The 17,105-nt window shown below is 40.1% G+C and carries 12 protein-coding genes; 5 read left to right on the top strand and 7 right to left on the bottom strand.

The genetic code is table 11. The features are described from left to right. Positions 1 to 36: 36 nt before the first annotated feature. The 4 genes from JWG41_RS14005 (at position 37) to JWG41_RS13990 (ending at position 8,213) form a co-directional block, all read left to right on the top strand. Complete coding sequence (locus JWG41_RS14005) at positions 37 to 3,411, top strand: methylmalonyl-CoA mutase family protein (protein WP_205270549.1); 3,375 nt, start codon at positions 37 to 39, stop codon at positions 3,409 to 3,411. A gap of 38 nt (positions 3,412 to 3,449) precedes the next feature. Further along, the gene (locus tag JWG41_RS14000; RefSeq protein WP_205270548.1) at positions 3,450 to 5,150 is read left to right on the top strand and encodes a hypothetical protein; all 1,701 of its coding nucleotides are present in this window, start codon (positions 3,450 to 3,452) and stop codon (positions 5,148 to 5,150) included. A 97-nt stretch (positions 5,151 to 5,247) separates the two neighbouring features. Then, positions 5,248 to 5,769 (top strand): permease, encoded by a 522-nt coding sequence (locus tag JWG41_RS13995; RefSeq protein ID WP_232374008.1) that lies wholly within the window; start codon positions 5,248 to 5,250, stop codon positions 5,767 to 5,769. Then, the gene (locus tag JWG41_RS13990) at positions 5,766 to 8,213 is read left to right on the top strand and encodes a C1 family peptidase (protein WP_205270547.1); all 2,448 of its coding nucleotides are present in this window, start codon (positions 5,766 to 5,768) and stop codon (positions 8,211 to 8,213) included. The genes JWG41_RS13995 and JWG41_RS13990 overlap by 4 nt, the downstream gene beginning before the upstream one ends. A 30-nt stretch (positions 8,214 to 8,243) precedes the next feature. Here the strand turns inward: JWG41_RS13990 and JWG41_RS13985 are convergent, their stop codons facing one another. From JWG41_RS13985 to gcvT, 5 genes are all read right to left on the bottom strand, one after another. Beyond that, the gene (locus JWG41_RS13985; RefSeq protein ID WP_205270649.1) at positions 8,244 to 9,020 is read right to left on the bottom strand and encodes a c-type cytochrome; all 777 of its coding nucleotides are present in this window, start codon (positions 9,018 to 9,020) and stop codon (positions 8,244 to 8,246) included. 392 nt (positions 9,021 to 9,412) lie between these two features. Beyond that, positions 9,413 to 9,748: a (2Fe-2S) ferredoxin domain-containing protein gene (locus tag JWG41_RS13980; protein WP_205270546.1), complete on the bottom strand. Its 336-nt coding sequence runs from the start codon at positions 9,746 to 9,748 to the stop codon at positions 9,413 to 9,415. Between the two features lie 15 nt (positions 9,749 to 9,763). Continuing rightward, on the bottom strand, positions 9,764 to 12,676 hold the full coding sequence (gcvP, locus tag JWG41_RS13975) for an aminomethyl-transferring glycine dehydrogenase (RefSeq protein ID WP_205270545.1): 2,913 nt from the start codon (positions 12,674 to 12,676) through the stop codon (positions 9,764 to 9,766). A gap of 16 nt (positions 12,677 to 12,692) precedes the next feature. Then, on the bottom strand, positions 12,693 to 13,085 hold the full coding sequence (gcvH, locus tag JWG41_RS13970; RefSeq protein ID WP_205270544.1) for a glycine cleavage system protein GcvH: 393 nt from the start codon (positions 13,083 to 13,085) through the stop codon (positions 12,693 to 12,695). Positions 13,086 to 13,112: 27 nt separating this feature from the next. Continuing rightward, entirely contained in the window at positions 13,113 to 14,255 is a 1,143-nt protein-coding gene (gene gcvT, locus JWG41_RS13965) for a glycine cleavage system aminomethyltransferase GcvT (RefSeq protein ID WP_205270543.1), read from the bottom strand. Positions 14,256 to 14,302: 47 nt separating this feature from the next. Between gcvT and JWG41_RS13960 the strand changes: the two genes are divergently transcribed. Next, positions 14,303 to 15,322: a synaptic vesicle VAT-1 family membrane protein gene (locus JWG41_RS13960; RefSeq protein ID WP_205270542.1), complete on the top strand. Its 1,020-nt coding sequence runs from the start codon at positions 14,303 to 14,305 to the stop codon at positions 15,320 to 15,322. Positions 15,323 to 15,657: 335 nt separating this feature from the next. On the opposite strand, the gene JWG41_RS13955 is transcribed toward JWG41_RS13960, so the two are convergent. Continuing rightward, complete coding sequence (locus JWG41_RS13955) at positions 15,658 to 16,239, bottom strand: hypothetical protein (RefSeq protein ID WP_205270541.1); 582 nt, start codon at positions 16,237 to 16,239, stop codon at positions 15,658 to 15,660. A 59-nt stretch (positions 16,240 to 16,298) separates the two neighbouring features. Next, positions 16,299 to 17,105: suppressor of fused domain protein (locus JWG41_RS13950; protein ID WP_205270540.1), on the bottom strand; the 807-nt coding region annotated here is incomplete at its 5' end.

The raw sequence follows: 17,105 nt of genomic DNA, 5'->3' as shown, positions 1-17,105 counted from the left end.
TGAATCCGTACCAATCTTTTTAGAACGTTGTTCTCTATGACGACCGAAATCCTTGCTTACACCCCCCAAAACAAAATTCGCTTTGTGACGGCGGCTTCTCTCTTTGATGGACATGATGCCTCGATCAATATCATGCGGAGGATTTTGCAACAAAGCGGGGTGGAAGTGATCCACTTGGGACACAACCGAAGTGTCCAAGAAATCGTTCAATGTGCCATCCAAGAAGATGTCCAAGGCATTGCCATCACCAGTTACCAAGGTGGGCATGTGGAATATTTCCAGTACATGATTGATCTTCTAAAAAAGGAAGGTGCAGGTCATATACGCGTGTTTGGTGGTGGTGGTGGAACCATCCTTCCTTCGGAAATTGAAGTCCTTCATAAATACGGTGTGGCTCATATCTATTCTCCTGACGAAGGAAGAACTCTTGGTTTGCAAGGTATGATCAATGATGTGGTCAAAAAATCTGATTTCCCTACTCCATTGTCATTTAACGGTGATTTGACGTCACAAATCCAAAATAAAAATTATTTAGCACTCGGACAAGCCATCACTCAGATGGAGTTTTCTCTTTTACAAGAAAAAACCAATTACTCCATCAATTTAGATTTTCCTCCTCCTAAAAAAACCATTCCGGTTCTTGGAATCACGGGAACTGGTGGTGCTGGTAAGTCTTCTCTCACAGATGAACTCGTTCGTCGGTATTTACATGATTTTCCAAACCAAACCATTGCCATTCTATCGGTAGATCCATCCAAAAGAAAAACAGGTGGCGCACTCCTTGGTGACCGGATTCGTATGAATTCGATTTTTAATGAAAAAGTGTATATGAGATCCTTTGCGACAAGAGAAGCAAACATTGCCCTCAATCGGAGTGTCAAAGGTGCCATTCAAATATTAAAGTCAGCTGGGTATGACCTCATCATTGTAGAAACTGCCGGTATTGGACAAAGTGATTCGGAAATTACCGAAGTCGCCGATGTTTCGTTATACGTGATGACACCGGAGTATGGCGCGGCCACTCAGTTAGAAAAAATCGATATGATCGATTATGCGGATGTAATTTCCATCAACAAGTTTGATAAACGTGGGGCCCTCGATGCTCTCCGGGATGTGAAAAAACAATACCAACGTTCTAGGAATTTATTCAACGATCCGATTGATGTGATGCCTGTATTCGGAACCATTGCCTCTCAGTTTCAGGACGCAGGGACAGATGAACTCTATGCTCATCTCATTGGTGTTGTGATTGAAAAGTGCCAATTGGATTGGAAATCGAAGTACTTAAAAAACCAAATTGGAAGAGAGGCATCCGTTGTCCTTCCTCCTGATCGTGTTCGGTATTTGACAGAAATCAAAGAAGAAATTGATCGGAATGCGGAATGGATTACTAAAGAAGCAGAAACCGCCAGATCCGCCTATCAACTGAAAGGTGCGATTGCCGTTCTTTCTAAAAAAGGGAAACCAACTGCTGACTTGGAATCCGAATACCAACTGTTATGGGACGGCTTATCTCCCGATTCGCGAAACATTCTCGATACATGGTTAGAGAAATTAGAATCCTTTCGTAAGGAACAGTATTCCTATTTTGTTCGTGGCAAAGAAATCAAAGTAGATAATTATACTGTTTCTCTCAGCCATTTGAAAATTCCCAAAATAGCCACTCCTCGTTTTGTGGATTGGGGTGATATTTTACATTGGTCATATCAAGAAAACTTTCCCGGATTTTTTCCTTATACTGCCGGTGTGTATCCATACAAACGAAGTGGAGAAGACCCGACTCGTATGTTTGCGGGAGAAGGTGGGCCCGAAAGAACCAATCGTCGTTTTCATTATTTGAGTTCGGGAATGCCTGCCAAACGATTGTCTACTGCTTTCGACTCAGTGACGTTATACGGGGAAGATCCCGATGTTCGGCCAGATATTTATGGAAAGATTGGAAACTCAGGTGTGAACGTTGCCACACTCGATGATGCCAAAAAATTATATTCTGGGTTTGATCTATGTCATCCCTCGACATCCGTATCGATGACAATCAATGGACCTGCACCGATGGTTCTTGCTTTTTTCTTAAATGCGGCCATTGATCAAGCTTGCGAAAATTACATTCGAGCGGAAGGCAAAACAGAGGAGATTCAGTCCAAAATCAAAAAGATCTATGAATCCAAAGGACAATCGGTTCCAAGTTTTGATGGACCTTTACCGGAAACTAACGATGGTTTGGGGCTCATGCTCCTTGGTGTCACGGGTGATGAAGTTCTTAACAAAGAAGTATATGAAAATCTAAAAAAGGATGCCCTTTCCCAAGTCAGAGGAACGGTGCAGGCGGACATACTCAAAGAAGACCAAGCCCAAAATACTTGTATTTTCTCAACAGAATTTGCTTTAAAGATGATGGGAGACATCCAACACCACTTCATCCAAAATGGAGTACGTAATTTTTATTCGGTTTCCATTAGTGGTTATCATATTGCAGAAGCTGGCGCCAACCCGATCACACAAGTGGCTTTTACTTTGGCCAATGGATTTACTTATGTAGAGTACTACTTAAGTCGCGGGATGGACATCAACGAGTTTGCTCCAAACCTTTCCTTCTTTTTTTCCAATGGAATTGATCCTGAGTATTCGGTGATCGGTCGAGTCGCACGTAGGATTTGGGCCAAAGCCATGAAGTTCAAATATCGTGCGAATGAACGTTCGCAGATGTTAAAATACCATATCCAAACATCGGGTCGTTCTCTTCACTCGCAAGAAATTGATTTTAATGATATCAGGACCACTTTGCAAGCGTTATATGCAATTTATGACAACTGCAATTCCCTTCACACCAATGCCTATGATGAAGCGATTACGACTCCTACAGAAGAATCGGTTCGCAGGGCTGTTGCCATCCAGCTCATCATCAATAGGGAGTTAGGTCTTGCTAAAAATGAAAATCCCTTACAAGGTGCTTTCATCATCGAAGAACTCACAACCCTTGTTGAAGAAGCTATCTTGACTGAGTTCAATCGGTTGACCGAAAGGGGTGGCGTGCTTGGTGCGATGGAGCGGATGTACCAAAGAAATAAAATCCAAGAAGAATCCCTTCATTATGAAACTTTAAAACATACGGGAGAATATTCTATCATCGGTGTGAATACTTTCTTAAACAGTAAAGGATCTCCGACTGTCATTCCCGGTGAGGTCATTCGTTCGACAGATGAGGAGAAACAACATCAAATTAGAAATTTGAAGGCGTTTCAAAAACGGAATGGAGCCAAAACGGACGAGGCCATCATAAAATTAAAACAAGTCGCTCGTGCGAAAGAAAATATCTTTCACGAGTTACTGGAAACAGTGAAAGTGGCGTCCTTAGGGCAGATCTCCCATGCCTTGTATGAAGTGGGAGGTCAGTACCGCCGCAATATGTAAACAAAGGATAGGGCAACAAACTTGCCCTTGGTGATTCTATGATTTCTTGGGATTTGATCAAAAAACACAAACTAGGAATTCCATTACTTTGGGATATAACCATGGTCTTTGTTGTCCTTGGCAACTTAGCCCTTATCATTTTTGATTTGAGTTATTTAAGCCTACGTCCCTTTTACTTTCATAAGTTTCCCGAAATTTTAAAATTGTATGACAAACCCATCCTTGGAATTGAGACCCATCGAACCACAACTGCTTACACTGATTTGGTGGATGATTTAAAATACCTCACACAACTGCGAGATGATGGTTTTAGAGAAAACCAAAGAAAAGTCACACGGGAAGAAATTTATAATATCCTTACTTCTTTAAAAACACAAACTTCCAATGAAAGATTTGAATTGTTATACGCTGAATTTGAAAAGGCAATTCAAATTGAGGATGTCCAACTTCGTAGAAAAAAAGTCGAAGATACTTTAGTCCAACTGAATGATTTCTTTAGTGTTTTAGAAGAGACAGATGAAATCACAACTCTCAGTGAATTATCTGAAAAATATGCTTTTATCAATCGGCTGAGTGTGGAATCAAACGAGTCGAAAGAAATTACATCCATTTTGCAAAAAATGGACAAACGGATGTTAGAGATTGTGGAATCGAATCCTTTTGCGATGTCGGGACAAACCAAATTTTTATCTGAGATCCAAACTGGTATCAAAAACGAATACCAAACTCATAAAACCAAAGCCCGGGATATCAAACTCAGACAAGAATTGGATCCCGTGCTAAATCGAGACCGAATTCCTTCGACAGTGGTCGCTTTTGCTTGGTTTTGGCGAGACCAGAACCGATCTCTCGAAGGGAAAATTGATTTTTTTAATTCCCACTTTAGAGAGTATTTTGCGCTAAATTATTACCGCGCGATTTCTTCGGATGGAAGTCCTGTAAACAACTATTTATTGTTAGATGCACCATTTCTCTTTTTCTTTTTGGCGGAATTTATCATTAGTTGGCTGATTGCCATTCGTAATAAAACCTACATTGCTTGGTTTTTATATCCCATTTACCATTGGTATGATGTTTTAGGACTCATTCCACTGGCTCCGTTCCGTTTCTTTCGTTTGGTGCGTGTCTATAAAATTTATCTGATGTTACAAACCAATCAATTCACTCGTATTTTAGGAAACGATTTGATCAGTAGAACATTACGATATTATTCCAATATCATCAAAGAAGAAATTTCTGATATTGTTACGATTCAAATTCTGACAGAAACACAAAACGAAGTGAAATCAGGGAATTCTCTTGATCAATTGGTGAATGCCATTGATCAAAATAGAGATGAATTAAAAAAAGTGGCGATCAAAAATATTGCGAAGTCGGCCCAGAACCCCAACTTACAGGCATTAATTCAAAATTTGGTGACAGAAGTATCAGAACGTGTTTCTGCGAATATGAAACCCATTTCTCTTCTTCCTAAAGAGATGCAGGCCAATCTTACGAAACAAATTAGCCTTACCATTTATTCCGCGATCTCACAAGCAACTGTGGCAATGGCTACTGATCCGTCGGGTAGAAAGTCCATTGAGAATTTGATTGATTACCTCATTGATGAGATGATTGTTTTTGCACAAGATCCCGATATGGTGAAACTCAATACGAATATCACTGTGGCTCTGATTGAAAATATGAAAAAGTCAATCGGTGAAAAAAAATGGTTAAAAGCAGAAATAGGAAGTAGTTAAAACCTTGGATCCCAGTTTTTCTCATTCGTTCGAATACTAAAATTTTCATTGAAAAAAGTCTTGTTTTCTTTTGGAAACAAGATGTGATCGATCCACTTTGATTTCATTTTTAAAATTTCTTGTTCCGGTTTGTTTTGTTTTGTTTCCAGGACTTTTACTAGTCCCACAACTCGAAGCAAAAAAAGTCCAAACACAGGTTTGGAATCTAAAGAATCATAAAGGAAATTGGAAACCAATGGAACTTGTTTGGGAAGAAAGTTCGGGAGCTGTGGCTCCTGAGTTTCGGTATGGAAAACAATACCGACTGGTTGCGGGACAAAATAAAATTTTACTCACACGTAAAGTCTCTCGTGCGAATAAACAAATCCTGAATGAAACTAAAGAAGTATCTGCGAAACTTTATGAATCTTGGATGCAAAAACTTTCAAAAGTTGGGATATCCTCTTTGCCTTTTGAATCTCCACCAACAGAAACAATGACCGGAGTCAGTTATAACTTTGTTTCTTTTCAGTTGGGGTCCACCAAATCGAGGTTTTACTATCGTTTAGAAGAACGTAAAGAGCCAAGTTGGAAACAAAAAAATTCTATCATACAAATTATAGAGAGGATGAAACCATGAATTTAAAACTAATCAGACTATCCGTTGGAATGTCACTTTTGTTTGCGAATGTAATTTTCGCAGAAGAATTTGATCCGAGCAGTGTTCGTTCCCCCGGATGTAAACCCGGAACTTTTTCTTGTGGATACATTCCGAGTTCCAAAGAAATCCAAGATAGCATTCCTCTCAAAAGAGATTTTAATTCCTTTGAGGAGTTACCTAGTTCCATCGACTTATCTGCTTCTATGCCTCCAGTGGGAAACCAAGGCCGACAAAATAGTTGTGTGGCATGGGCCAGTGGTTATGCGATCAAATCCTATTTATTAAAAAACAAAGGACAGGTTACAGAATTCGATCCTCCTTTTGCTGGTGGAAAAGGGAATAATGTTTTTTCTCCAGCCTTTATCTATAACCAACAAAATGGAGGAGTAGATCAAGGTTTGTATTATTACAAAACGATGGAATTTTTAAAATCCAATGGTGTAGTTCCTTGGAGTAGCATGCCATATTCTGATAAAGACTATCTTTCCCAACCTTCACAAAGTTCTAAAAAGGAAGCACTTAAATACAAAATCAAATCTTTCTCTAGGCTGAATTTCAAAAACCCAGATGAAATTAAACGAGTATTAGCTGGGAAGAATGTTGTGCTAACGGGAATGATCATTGATGATGCCTTTTATAAAGTAAAAGGTTCTGCTATTTATGATGAAAATAGCGGCCAAAGTTATGGTGGTCATGCCATGACAATTGTTGGCTACGATGATAATAAAAAATCTAAATCAGGAAAAAAGGGTGCCTTTAAATTACAAAACTCTTGGGGAACGAGTTGGGGTGATAAAGGATTTGGTTGGGTCTCTTATTCCATGCTTGCCAAAGTTGGCCAAGAAACTTATGCCATCATTGATGAACCGGCTCCGCAAAACACACCAACGGTGGTCGCACCACCGACCAAAAAAAAGGTTGTTCCGCCAACCGAAATCAAAGTTTCCAAAGGAGAATTTGATACAAAGATTGTTTTAACTTGGAATCATCAAGATTTGGCAGTTGCTTATTTAGTCCAAAGAAAAGAAGAAGCTGACTTCTATGATTTAGGATATGCGGATAAACCGAGTTTTACTGATTTGTATGTATCTCCTAACTCTACATATGTGTATCGAATTCTTTCTGTAGGTGCAGAGGAAGTTTCGGTTGCTTCTTTGGAAGTGGAGGGGTTTACTGCAGCCGAACCACAGTCAGGGAATATTGGTCAAGTTGCCGGTCTCACGGGAACGGTTTATATGAATGGAAATACTCCCAATGTAGAGCTGAGTTGGTCGGCATTGGATGGAGCCTCGAGTTATACGATAGCGCGTTCGGATTCCTCTCTCAAATGGAAAAATATTGGAACCAGTAAAACGCCGAATTTCATTGATCCATCTCCCAAACTAGGAGAATCCAATTTTTACCGAGTCAATGCACTTGTGCAATCAAAACCGACAGGAGATTGGAGTGAATCTGTGGCCATTGATGTGGCAGACCAAACTTTATTACCCAATCAAGTGAGTCACTTAACAGCCACTAGTGGTGATTATGCAAATAAAATTATTTTAAATTGGGATGCGGCTCCTGGAGCAAAAACATATTATTTATACCGATTTGATGAAAGAGCAGAACCTTCTGGCCAATTTGAAATTTCTGGAACAAGTTATACAGATTCCGATCCATCCATTCAAAATGGAAACCAATATTTATATACTGTCATTTCCGCAAATGATCTTGGTTATGCGGAGCCAAGTGAGGTAGCATTTGGAAAAACAGATCCAGGACTTACCAAAAGAGCTGGTGGTGTAACTTTATCTCCGCCAAAACAATTGGTCACAAATCCTGTAGGCAAAGACAAACTCATTACTTTGAAATGGGATTCGGTAAAAGATAGTTTTGAATATTATATCTATCGCAAACAGGTGAAAGGAACTGGTAAATCAGGAAAACTAGAATTTGTTTCCGGTGTAGATTCTAAAAAAACTACCTTTAGTGAAACCTTTCCTGGGAACTCAGGAGATTTGTTTTTATACTCTGTTCGCTCCAAATCAGAATTTGGTTCGGAATCAAAAGATTCTAATCTTGTTTCGGTATTTTGGAATGAACCCAAAGTTCAGGTGAAAAAACGAGCTATGTCTTTAGAGGAAGTGCCAACTACTTTTGTGGGAACTTGGTCATCCATGTATTGGAATCCAAAATCGGGCCCACAACTAGTTGGGATTGAAATTCAAGGAAAAGGTCAGGAGTTTACCGCAAAATTAAAGTTAAACGAAAAAGAGGTTCGCCAATTTAATGGAACTTGGTCACCAGGCAGTCATACTTTGAAGACAAACGGATTTTTGTTTGAGTTATCGAAATCATTGGAAGGAAACTCAGTGGCTCAGTTCCAATCCATCAAAGACTTTAGTGATGGAACAGAACTGAGTTTTACCAAAGAGAAATAAACGGATCTTACTTACACTAGAATCGATGGATTAAATTGTTTGAAGATAAATCCAAAGGGCTTTGAGTTCGGTGTCTGTCAATTGCCCTAAACTTTGCCAAGGCATTGGGAATTTCATTTCTGAACCATCGGGGCGTTTTCCTGTTCTGATGGTTTGGATAAAAGTTGATTCCGTATAGTTTGTTAAACCACTTTTGCTAATATCTTGAGCCGGTGGCCATTCGGGAGGAGCTCCTTGGATGGGTCCACCTTTCAAACTAAATCCATGACAACCCGTACAAGTGGAAGCAACATACTTACCATATTCTAAGGATACAGATGGTGTAATGTTTGTCAGGTGATTTGCTTCGTGATTGATTTTCTCTGCGGATACAAAAACAGGAATTTCGCCAATTAAAAATAAAAATCGACCAAGTGGACCTGCTTTCAGTTCTCCTTGTGGTTTGTCTACAGCAGGTGAGCTGCGAAGGAAGGCGATTAGTTTTCCAACATCTTCATTGGTCATTCCTTGGAAGTCGGTAGACGGCATAAATAGCAAAGCCCTTCCTTCTTTACCAACACCATGACGGATGGCAATGGCTAGTTCTTCATCAGTTCTATCAGATAAAATTCCTCCTTTACCCGATGTTAGGTTGACTCCAGAAAGTGTCCCAAGGGCCGGATCTTCGATAAAAGTTCTTCCACTCCCATCCACGTCGTGGCAATCCCCACATCCCCTGGATTGGTAGAGGCGTTTCCCTTCAGCGATGTCAATGGATTTAGAAAATTTTGGAATGGGAACCGATTTGACTTCGTAAGTTTTGTTCATACGTGCTGAACTTAATGTGTAAATAGTAGTGACTAACACGACAAGGATGCCCACTAAGCAAAGAAAGGTGAAGGTGAGGATACGGGATATTTTTTTCATAGGTGGAGCAAAGGGATAGGGAAAGATGTTTTCGGTCAAGGGGAATTGGAGGGTGGTGTGTGGTACAGGATTGGATATTGGTATCCCCGCCCGATTTGAGGGTGGGGAACTAGACCCGCCACCCAATGCATTCCTTTTATCACACTCCCCTGTTTTCCGCGAGCCAATCTTCCTTTTGATAAAAATTTCTCTGGAAAAGTTCATACTTTCGCAAAGGAATTCAGATCTTTAATTTATATTATGTTAGGTGTTGGGAATCGGGGAAAAAAAATTTAGAAACTGCGTTTGTGTTTTTAATTTTCTTCCGCTACTGCATCGTCTGCGACGATTAGGTGTTGGTATTTTTCTGGTTGGTTTGTTTTGAGATAAAATTCTAAAATAGTTTCCACATCGGCTTCTGTTCTCATCGCAAACCATCTTCCTTCGGGATAAGACACTTGGATGGGACCTAGTTCACACCGGTCTAAACAGCCAGATTTTTGGACTCTAAATTTATATTCGATTCCGGCTTTCGCTGCTTTTTGTTTTAGGAGTTTTAATAATTCGATAGAACCTTGATTCCCGCAAGACACCCGTTCGCCGGGTGCCCTTTGGTTTTCACAGACAAAAATATGTTTTTCGTAAAACATATACTTTGGGTTTTCCTAAACGGCGTAGTCTTCCATGGGAATACAAGAACAAACCAAGTTCCTGTCACCATATACGTTGTCTACTCGGCCAACACTTGGCCAGAATTTACGAGTGCGTAACCAAGGAAGTGGGTAGGCGGCGCGTTCTCTTGGATAGGAATGTTGCCAAGAATCACTGATGACCATATCTGCGGTGTGCGGTGAATTTTTGAGAGGGTTGTCTTCTTTCGAAAGAACACCCGATTCAATATCACTAATTTCTCCGGCAATGGCTAACATAGAATCAATGAATCTATCAAGTTCTTCTTTCGATTCTGACTCAGTAGGTTCTACCATTAATGTTCCAGGAACAGGGAATGACATGGTAGGTGAGTGAAATCCGTAGTCGATCAAACGTTTGGCGATGTCTTCTACTTCCACACCGCTCTCTTTTTTGAAACCACGCATATCTAAAATACATTCATGGGCCACAAGTCCCTTATTTCCACGATACAGTACGGGAAAAGAAGACTCTAATTTTTTTGCGATATAGTTGGCATTGAGAATTGCAACCTTTGTTGCAAATTGTAATCCTTCGAATCCAAGCATCGCAATGTAGGCCCAAGAGATTACAATGATTGATGCAGATCCCCAAGGAGCAGCAGAGACCGCCCACTGGCTGTTATTCGATCCATTCTCTACAAGACTATGTCCAGGAAGAAATGGTGCTAGGTGTTCTGCAACGCCAATCGGACCAACTCCTGGCCCACCACCACCGTGAGGGATACAAAAAGTTTTATGTAAATTTAAATGGCAAACATCGGCACCAATATCACCAGGTCTTGTGAGTCCCACTTGGGCATTCATATTGGCTCCATCCATATACACCTGACCACCGTTATCATGAATGGTTTGGCAAATTTCTTTGATGGAGGCTTCGAACACACCATGAGTGGATGGATAAGTAACCATAAGGGCACCTAAACTATCTTTGTATTCGATTGCTTTTTTCTTAAGATCAGCTACGTCAATATTTCCATTGGTATCACAGTTCACCGGAACCACTTTGAATCCAGCCATCACTGCGGACGCAGGGTTTGTTCCATGTGCCGAGATAGGAATGAGACAGATGTCTCTGTGCATATCGTTGCGGCTTTGGTGGAAATTACGAATGGCAAGTAAACCTGCATATTCTCCTTGCGAACCAGCATTAGGTTGGAGAGATACTTCCGCAAAACCTGTGATTTCACAAAGCCATTTTTCTAATTGGCTAAAAAGAGTTCTGTATCCTTCTGTTTGATTTTCTGGAACAAAGGGATGGATATTCGAAAGTTCTGGCCAAGTCACAGGATACATTTCTGTTGATGCATTGAGTTTCATTGTACAAGACCCAAGGGCAATCATAGAAGTAGTGAGTGACAAATCTTTAGATTCTAGTCTACGAATGTATCGTAACATTTCCGTTTCTGTATGGAAACTATTGAAAACAGGATGGGTTAGATACTGCGACTTTCTTTCTAATAATTCAGGAATTTTCCATTCCTCTTTTTTAGTGAGATCTTCTAGTGGGAAATGAAGGGCTTTGTTCTCATTAAAAATTTCTAGAAGGTCTTTGATATCTTTTAGATTGGTTGTTTCATCTAAAGAGATGCTAATCACATGACCAGAAACTTGTCTGATATTGATTTCTCTTTCTTCCGCATAATGAATGATCTCTGCAGAAGAAATTTTAGACAATTCTACACGAATGGTATCAAAGTAGGGATTAGAAATGATTTTGTATCCGAGTTTTTCGAGTCCAGTTGCAAGGATGGTTGTCATTCGGTGGACACGTGAGGCAATTTGTTTTAAACCTTTGGGTCCGTGATACACAGCATACATAGAAGATAAAACAGCAAGTAGAACTTGCGCTGTGCAGATGTTAGATGTAGCTTTGTCACGACGAATGTGTTGTTCTCGTGTTTGTAGGCTTAGGCGATAACCTGGTTTTCCTTGTGAATCTTTGGAAACTCCAATGAGACGACCAGGCATATTCCTTTTGTATTCTTCTTTGGTTGCGAAGTATCCGGCATGAGGTCCACCAAATCCAAGTGGCAATCCAAATCGTTGTGTACTTCCCACAACCACGTCGGCATTCATTTCGCCCGGTGCTTTTAAAATGGTAAGCGCTAAAAGATCAGCAGCGACTACAGTTTTGGCACCTACTTTGTGTAAACTTTCAATGAATTCACTGAAGTCATAAATGGTTCCATCAGTAGATGGGTATTGTACAATCGCTCCAAAAAAATCATTGGAAGGAACCATCTTTTTAAAAGATCCTACAACGATATTGATTCCAAGAGGAATGGCACGTGTGCGAATTACATCTAATGTTTGAGGATGAACCGATTGTGATACAAAGAATGATTTTCCTTGTGTGTCCTCTTTGAGAGAGAAGAGCATATTCATCGCTTCGGCAGCAGCGGTTCCTTCATCCAGTAAGGAAGCGTTAGCAATTTCCATTCCTGTAAGATCAGTGATCATTGTTTGGAAGTTGATGAGGGCTTCCATACGACCTTGTGCAATCTCTGCTTGGTAAGGAGTGTAGGCAGTATACCAACCTGGGTTTTCTAAAATATTTCTTTGGATCACGGCAGGTGTGATACAAGAGTAATATCCAAGTCCCAAGTAGGATCTGTAGATTTTATTTTTAGATACGATTTTCTTCAGTTCTCTTTGTAAAGCATACTCACCAATTGGATTGGGGAGACTTAGTTCCTTTCGCAAACGAATGTTTTCGGGAACCGCATCATTGATGAGGTCATCCAATTCCTTGTAACCAATGGTGGAAAGCATTGCATTAACACTTTCCTCTGTTACACCAACATGGCGGCGAAGAAAAGTATCGCTTGGTTCCAATGTTTCTTCGTAAGGGGAATGGAGAGGTGATGTAGGTTTTACAGAACTCACTTTAGAAAAACTCCTATTAATCCAGTTTGGATACGTATTCTTTATACTGCGCTGCGGTGAGAAGGCTTCCGAGTTCGGAAGTTTGGATGTTTTTTAATTTTACCATCCAGGTATCAAAAGGTTCTGCATTCACTGCTGCCGGGTTGGAAGCAAGGTTTCCGTTTGTTTCCACCACTTCGCCGGAAATAGGAGAATATAAATCCTCTGCCGCTTTTACCGATTCAATCGTTCCCAGACTATCTTTGGTTTTGATTTGTTTACCCGGTTTTGGTAAGTCGATAAAGACAATATCACCAAGGGCATTTTGTGCAAAGTCAGTGATTCCGATGAGAGCCACATCGCCCTCGACCTTCACCCATTCATGTTTTTCTGTATAATAATAACCGTCTCTTGCTTGTGTATCTGCCATGGTTTTTCCTCTTTTTGTGACTCTCGTTTAGCGATTGTTTCGGACACTGCCTTGGATGAAGGCACCAGTCTCTACTTTTGCCAATTTCTTTTGTCCACGAATCTCCACAAATACTTCCGTTTGGTTTTTAGTGAATTCAGTTTCGAGAATGGCAAGTCCTAGGGATTCTTTGCGGCTGGGGGAGTGGGTTCCTGAGGTGGATTTGCCAATTTCTTTCCCATCGGCAGAAAAAATGGGGAAATTTTCCCGCAAAACCCCAGGTTCCATGAGGCGGATTCCCACAATTTTACGTTTTGGCCCATTCTTTTTGTCAGCGATGATGCGTTCGTATCCCAAGTAGGGGGACGGTTTTTCTTTGACGATAAAGTTGATTCCGGATTCTACCGGTGTCCATTCCGCATTCAATTCATGACCATAGAGTGGATACTTGGCTTCGAGTCGGAGTGTGTCCCGAGCTCCAAGGCCCACTGGCGTCAGACCAAAGTCTTTTCCTATTTCTAATAATTCTTTCCAGAGTGTGACACCCAGTGTGTTAGATGTATAAATTTCAAATCCATCTTCTCCCGTATAACCAGTGCGAGATACGATGATGGTTTCTCCTTTCCAATTCATTTCTTCAAAATGATAATAAAGGATCGAACTTAGGTCCTTTCCGAGGTATTTGGAAAAAATTTCATCAGCTTTGGGTCCTTGTAATGCAATTTGATGCCAGTTTTTGCTATCATCAACAACAGTGACGTTCCCCTTTTTATATTTTTCTAAATGTTTCGTAACAGCAGGATAATTGGAAGCATTGGAACAGATCATATATTTGGTATCGCTAAATTTATAGACTGTGATGTCGTCAACAAGGCCACCATCTTCATTGACCACAGCATTGTACTGCACTTGGCCTGCTTTCATCGAGTTAATGGTGTTGCAAGTGACCGATTCTAAAAAACTGAGAACCTCATCTTCTTTTCCCGTCACAAAAATTTCGCCCATATGCGAAACATCAAAGAGTCCCGCAGTCGTTCGTGTGGCCAAATGTTCTTGTATGATACCAGTATATTGAACAGGCATGTCCCATCCGCCGAAAGGAACCATCTTGGCTCCCATTTCTTTATGAATTGTATGTAAAGGGGTTTGTTTTAGTTCCACAGCTTTCTCTCGATCAGACTCTGGAACCATGGAAAAATGGTTTCATCGTTATGGAATAGAATTTTTTTTAAGTCATTATGTTAAGAGAAGTCTACCGCATCGAAAAAACTGGATCTATCGATCAACTCCAACGGAAATCAGAACTTTTAAGCCCACCGGAAGGAGATGAAGTGACCATTGAAGTGAAAGCCATTGGTCTTAACTTCGCGGATGTATTTTCGATTTATGGTTTGTACTCAGCAACTCCGAAGGGAAGTTTCATTCCTGGATTGGAATTTGCGGGAAAAATCGCAAAAATAGGCCCAAATGTTAAGGATTTTGAGGTCGGAGACTCAGTGTTTGGTGTCACTCGGTTTGGAGCATACGCTACACATCTTAACATTTCAGAAAAAACAGTATTCCCTCTTCCTAAGGGTTGGTCGATGCAAGATGGTGCTGCTTTTGTTGTACAAGCACTCACTGCATACTATGCTCTCGTTCCACTCGGACAAGTGAAAGAAGGAGATCATGTTCTCATTCATAGTGCTGCTGGTGGTGTTGGCATCATGGCAGGACATATCGCGAAGAAAAAAAAAGCAATTACCATCGGACTTGTAGGTGATTCTCGTAAGTTTTCGATCTTAAAAGAGGTTGGTTATGATTATTTTCTCATTCGCTCTCCTCTTTTTAAACAAGAGATGCAGAAAATTTTATCAGAACATCCGTTAAAAATCGTTTTAGAATGTTTAGGTGGTCGTTATTTTCATGACAGTTATGATCTCATGGCACCAATGGGAAGGCTTGTTACTTATGGTAGTGCGAACTTCACACCATCACATTCATTCCGAAATTGGCTTTCGATTGCATATTCTTACCTCTCTAGACCAAAAATTGATCCATTATCCATGATTTCAGACAATAAATCGGTGATGGGATTCAATTTAATATGGTTGTGGAATGAAATTGATGAATTACGAAAACATTTTTCCGATTTAATGATGTTATCATTACCAAAACAAACCATCGGACATGAATTTGCGTTCGAAAAGATACACGATGCACTCCGTACATTTCAATCGGGACAAACAATTGGTAAGATCGTTATCAATGTTCCGTAGAATGAGTATTAGTCTGTTTTTTTATTTTGAATAAAAATTCATGCAAAAAATAAAATTTCTTTACATTAAAAATGATCTGATTTAATTATGTCGTATCAATTCACTCTCTGTTTGCCAAGGACAGCCGTGTTTTGAAATCAAAAGATAAGGACGATCACAATGGTTGCTAAAAAGAAAGCCGCAAAAAAGAAAGCCGCTAAGAAAAAAGCTGCAAAGAAAAAAGCTAAGAAATAAGCTTAGCCTTAATTCTTCCTTCGAGTGATCGAAGTAAGATTTGTGTGAACCCGCAAGACCTGCGGGTTTTTTCATTTATAGGGCCTTTGCCCTATAAAAATTTAGGCAATTGCCCTTGTAAAACCCCTCCGACTCATCAAAAACCCCGATTTTTTATCAGAATTGGCTTTTTCCATACCAATAAATTGAAAATGATCCTTTTTATTGATCGAATCAAAGAGGGCTTTCATCAGCGATTCAATGTTAGGATGGATCACATTTTTATAACTCTTACGAGAATGATCCTTACTCCAAATTTCTAAATGGTCTGTTTCTGGCATTTTGAGGATGAGAGAAGGGAGATCGTATCGTTTCATCAGTACATTGCATACATCTTCGAAACCATACTCAGTGATGGTGTTAAAATCAAAAAATACGAGTAAGTAGAGGATATTGGTAGGTTCCAACCTTCCGTTTTCATCAGAAATTTTTTGAACTCCATCCAAAACAACGTAACGAAGATTTTTCGTTTGGATCCAAAGTTTCTGATCTTCGTGGCGTTTGAGGTTTACTTCTTCCGAAAACCGCTTCTGGAATACGGTAGAGAGGAAAAATCCAGTGGAATCTTGTCTCTCTTCGCAAATTCGTTCTAAGGAAAAGGGTTCAAACTCTAAATTGAAGTACTTTGTATACGTCTCTGCCATATCATATAGAGTAACGGACAGATTTTAGAGTTTGAATCGGATTTTTTTGAAATTTAAATCTAGAATTCCAACATTCTTCGTTCACTGTCGTGAAAAAAACTGTATCCTTCCTTCTTCCATGTTTCCCAAAACTTAAATGATCCTTCTCGCATAAAACAAATTCGTTCTTCGGTGGCGATTGGTGTTAAGAAGAGAAAATTAGCGCGTTTCCCGTTCTCTGTGATGAGTCCATGAAGTTTCGGTAGAGATTCAGTAGAACCCTGCTCTATTTCCTCTGTGACGTTACGTAGAACGAACCAGTTGAAGTCTAGATAGAGTTGGTCGGGGTCTTTTCTTGGATTTTGAATCGTATGCGAATGACCAAACCAAATTCCTGTGTTCCAAGGAAACTTTACCATCTCACCAAGCACATGTTGGATCCATGTTTCTGATTTATCTTCTGCATCCTTCATCTGTTGGATCGCGAAGACAAGTTCAAGACGAGAAAAGTTTTCATAATCTTTGTGGTAGAGTTCAATGGACGGTTGGTTTTGAACACTCATCCCAATGGTAGAAAAGATTTTGATTCCAGGAAATTCTTTCGGTAAAAACGAAGCGATCCCAAGAGAAGGATACTTTCCACCATCAGCGGACCAATAACTTTGGTGTTTGCCAAGTTTGGATTCTAAAAAATCCAATCTAAGTTTTTGCGCTTTCTTCCAATGATCTTTTTCTGCGGTGGATTCCCAAAACTTACGATTGGAGCGCACACGTTCGGCAATCACGCCATTCTCTGGATCTCCGAGCGGTGATGCAGTAGGTGCTTCTTCTTTTGCAAATTTAGCATACCCATGAATGCCTTTGATCCCTGACCAAGAAGGAAGATA

The sequence above is a fragment of the Leptospira chreensis genome (genome assembly GCF_016919165.1).
GTDB lineage: Bacteria > Spirochaetota > Leptospiria > Leptospirales > Leptospiraceae > Leptospira_A > Leptospira_A chreensis.
Note: the sequence above shows the minus strand (reverse complement) of the source record. Positions and strands in the feature narration are given on the sequence as shown.

Excerpts from the sequence above, each read along its gene's own strand:
- JWG41_RS14005 (WP_205270549.1), top strand. The coding sequence starts at position 37 with ATGACGACCGAAATCCTTGCTTACACCCCCCAAAACAAAATTCGCTTT.
- JWG41_RS14000 (WP_205270548.1), top strand. The coding sequence starts at position 3,450 with ATGATTTCTTGGGATTTGATCAAAAAACACAAACTAGGAATTCCATTA.
- JWG41_RS13990 (WP_205270547.1), top strand. The coding sequence starts at position 5,766 with ATGAATTTAAAACTAATCAGACTATCCGTTGGAATGTCACTTTTGTTT.
- JWG41_RS13985 (WP_205270649.1), bottom strand. The coding sequence starts at position 9,020 with ATGAACAAAACTTACGAAGTCAAATCGGTTCCCATTCCAAAATTTTCT.
- JWG41_RS13980 (WP_205270546.1), bottom strand. The coding sequence starts at position 9,748 with ATGTTTTACGAAAAACATATTTTTGTCTGTGAAAACCAAAGGGCACCC.
- gcvH (WP_205270544.1), bottom strand. The coding sequence starts at position 13,085 with ATGGCAGATACACAAGCAAGAGACGGTTATTATTATACAGAAAAACAT.
- gcvT (WP_205270543.1), bottom strand. The coding sequence starts at position 14,255 with ATGGTTCCAGAGTCTGATCGAGAGAAAGCTGTGGAACTAAAACAAACC.
- JWG41_RS13960 (WP_205270542.1), top strand. The coding sequence starts at position 14,303 with ATGTTAAGAGAAGTCTACCGCATCGAAAAAACTGGATCTATCGATCAA.
- JWG41_RS13955 (WP_205270541.1), bottom strand. The coding sequence starts at position 16,239 with ATGGCAGAGACGTATACAAAGTACTTCAATTTAGAGTTTGAACCCTTT.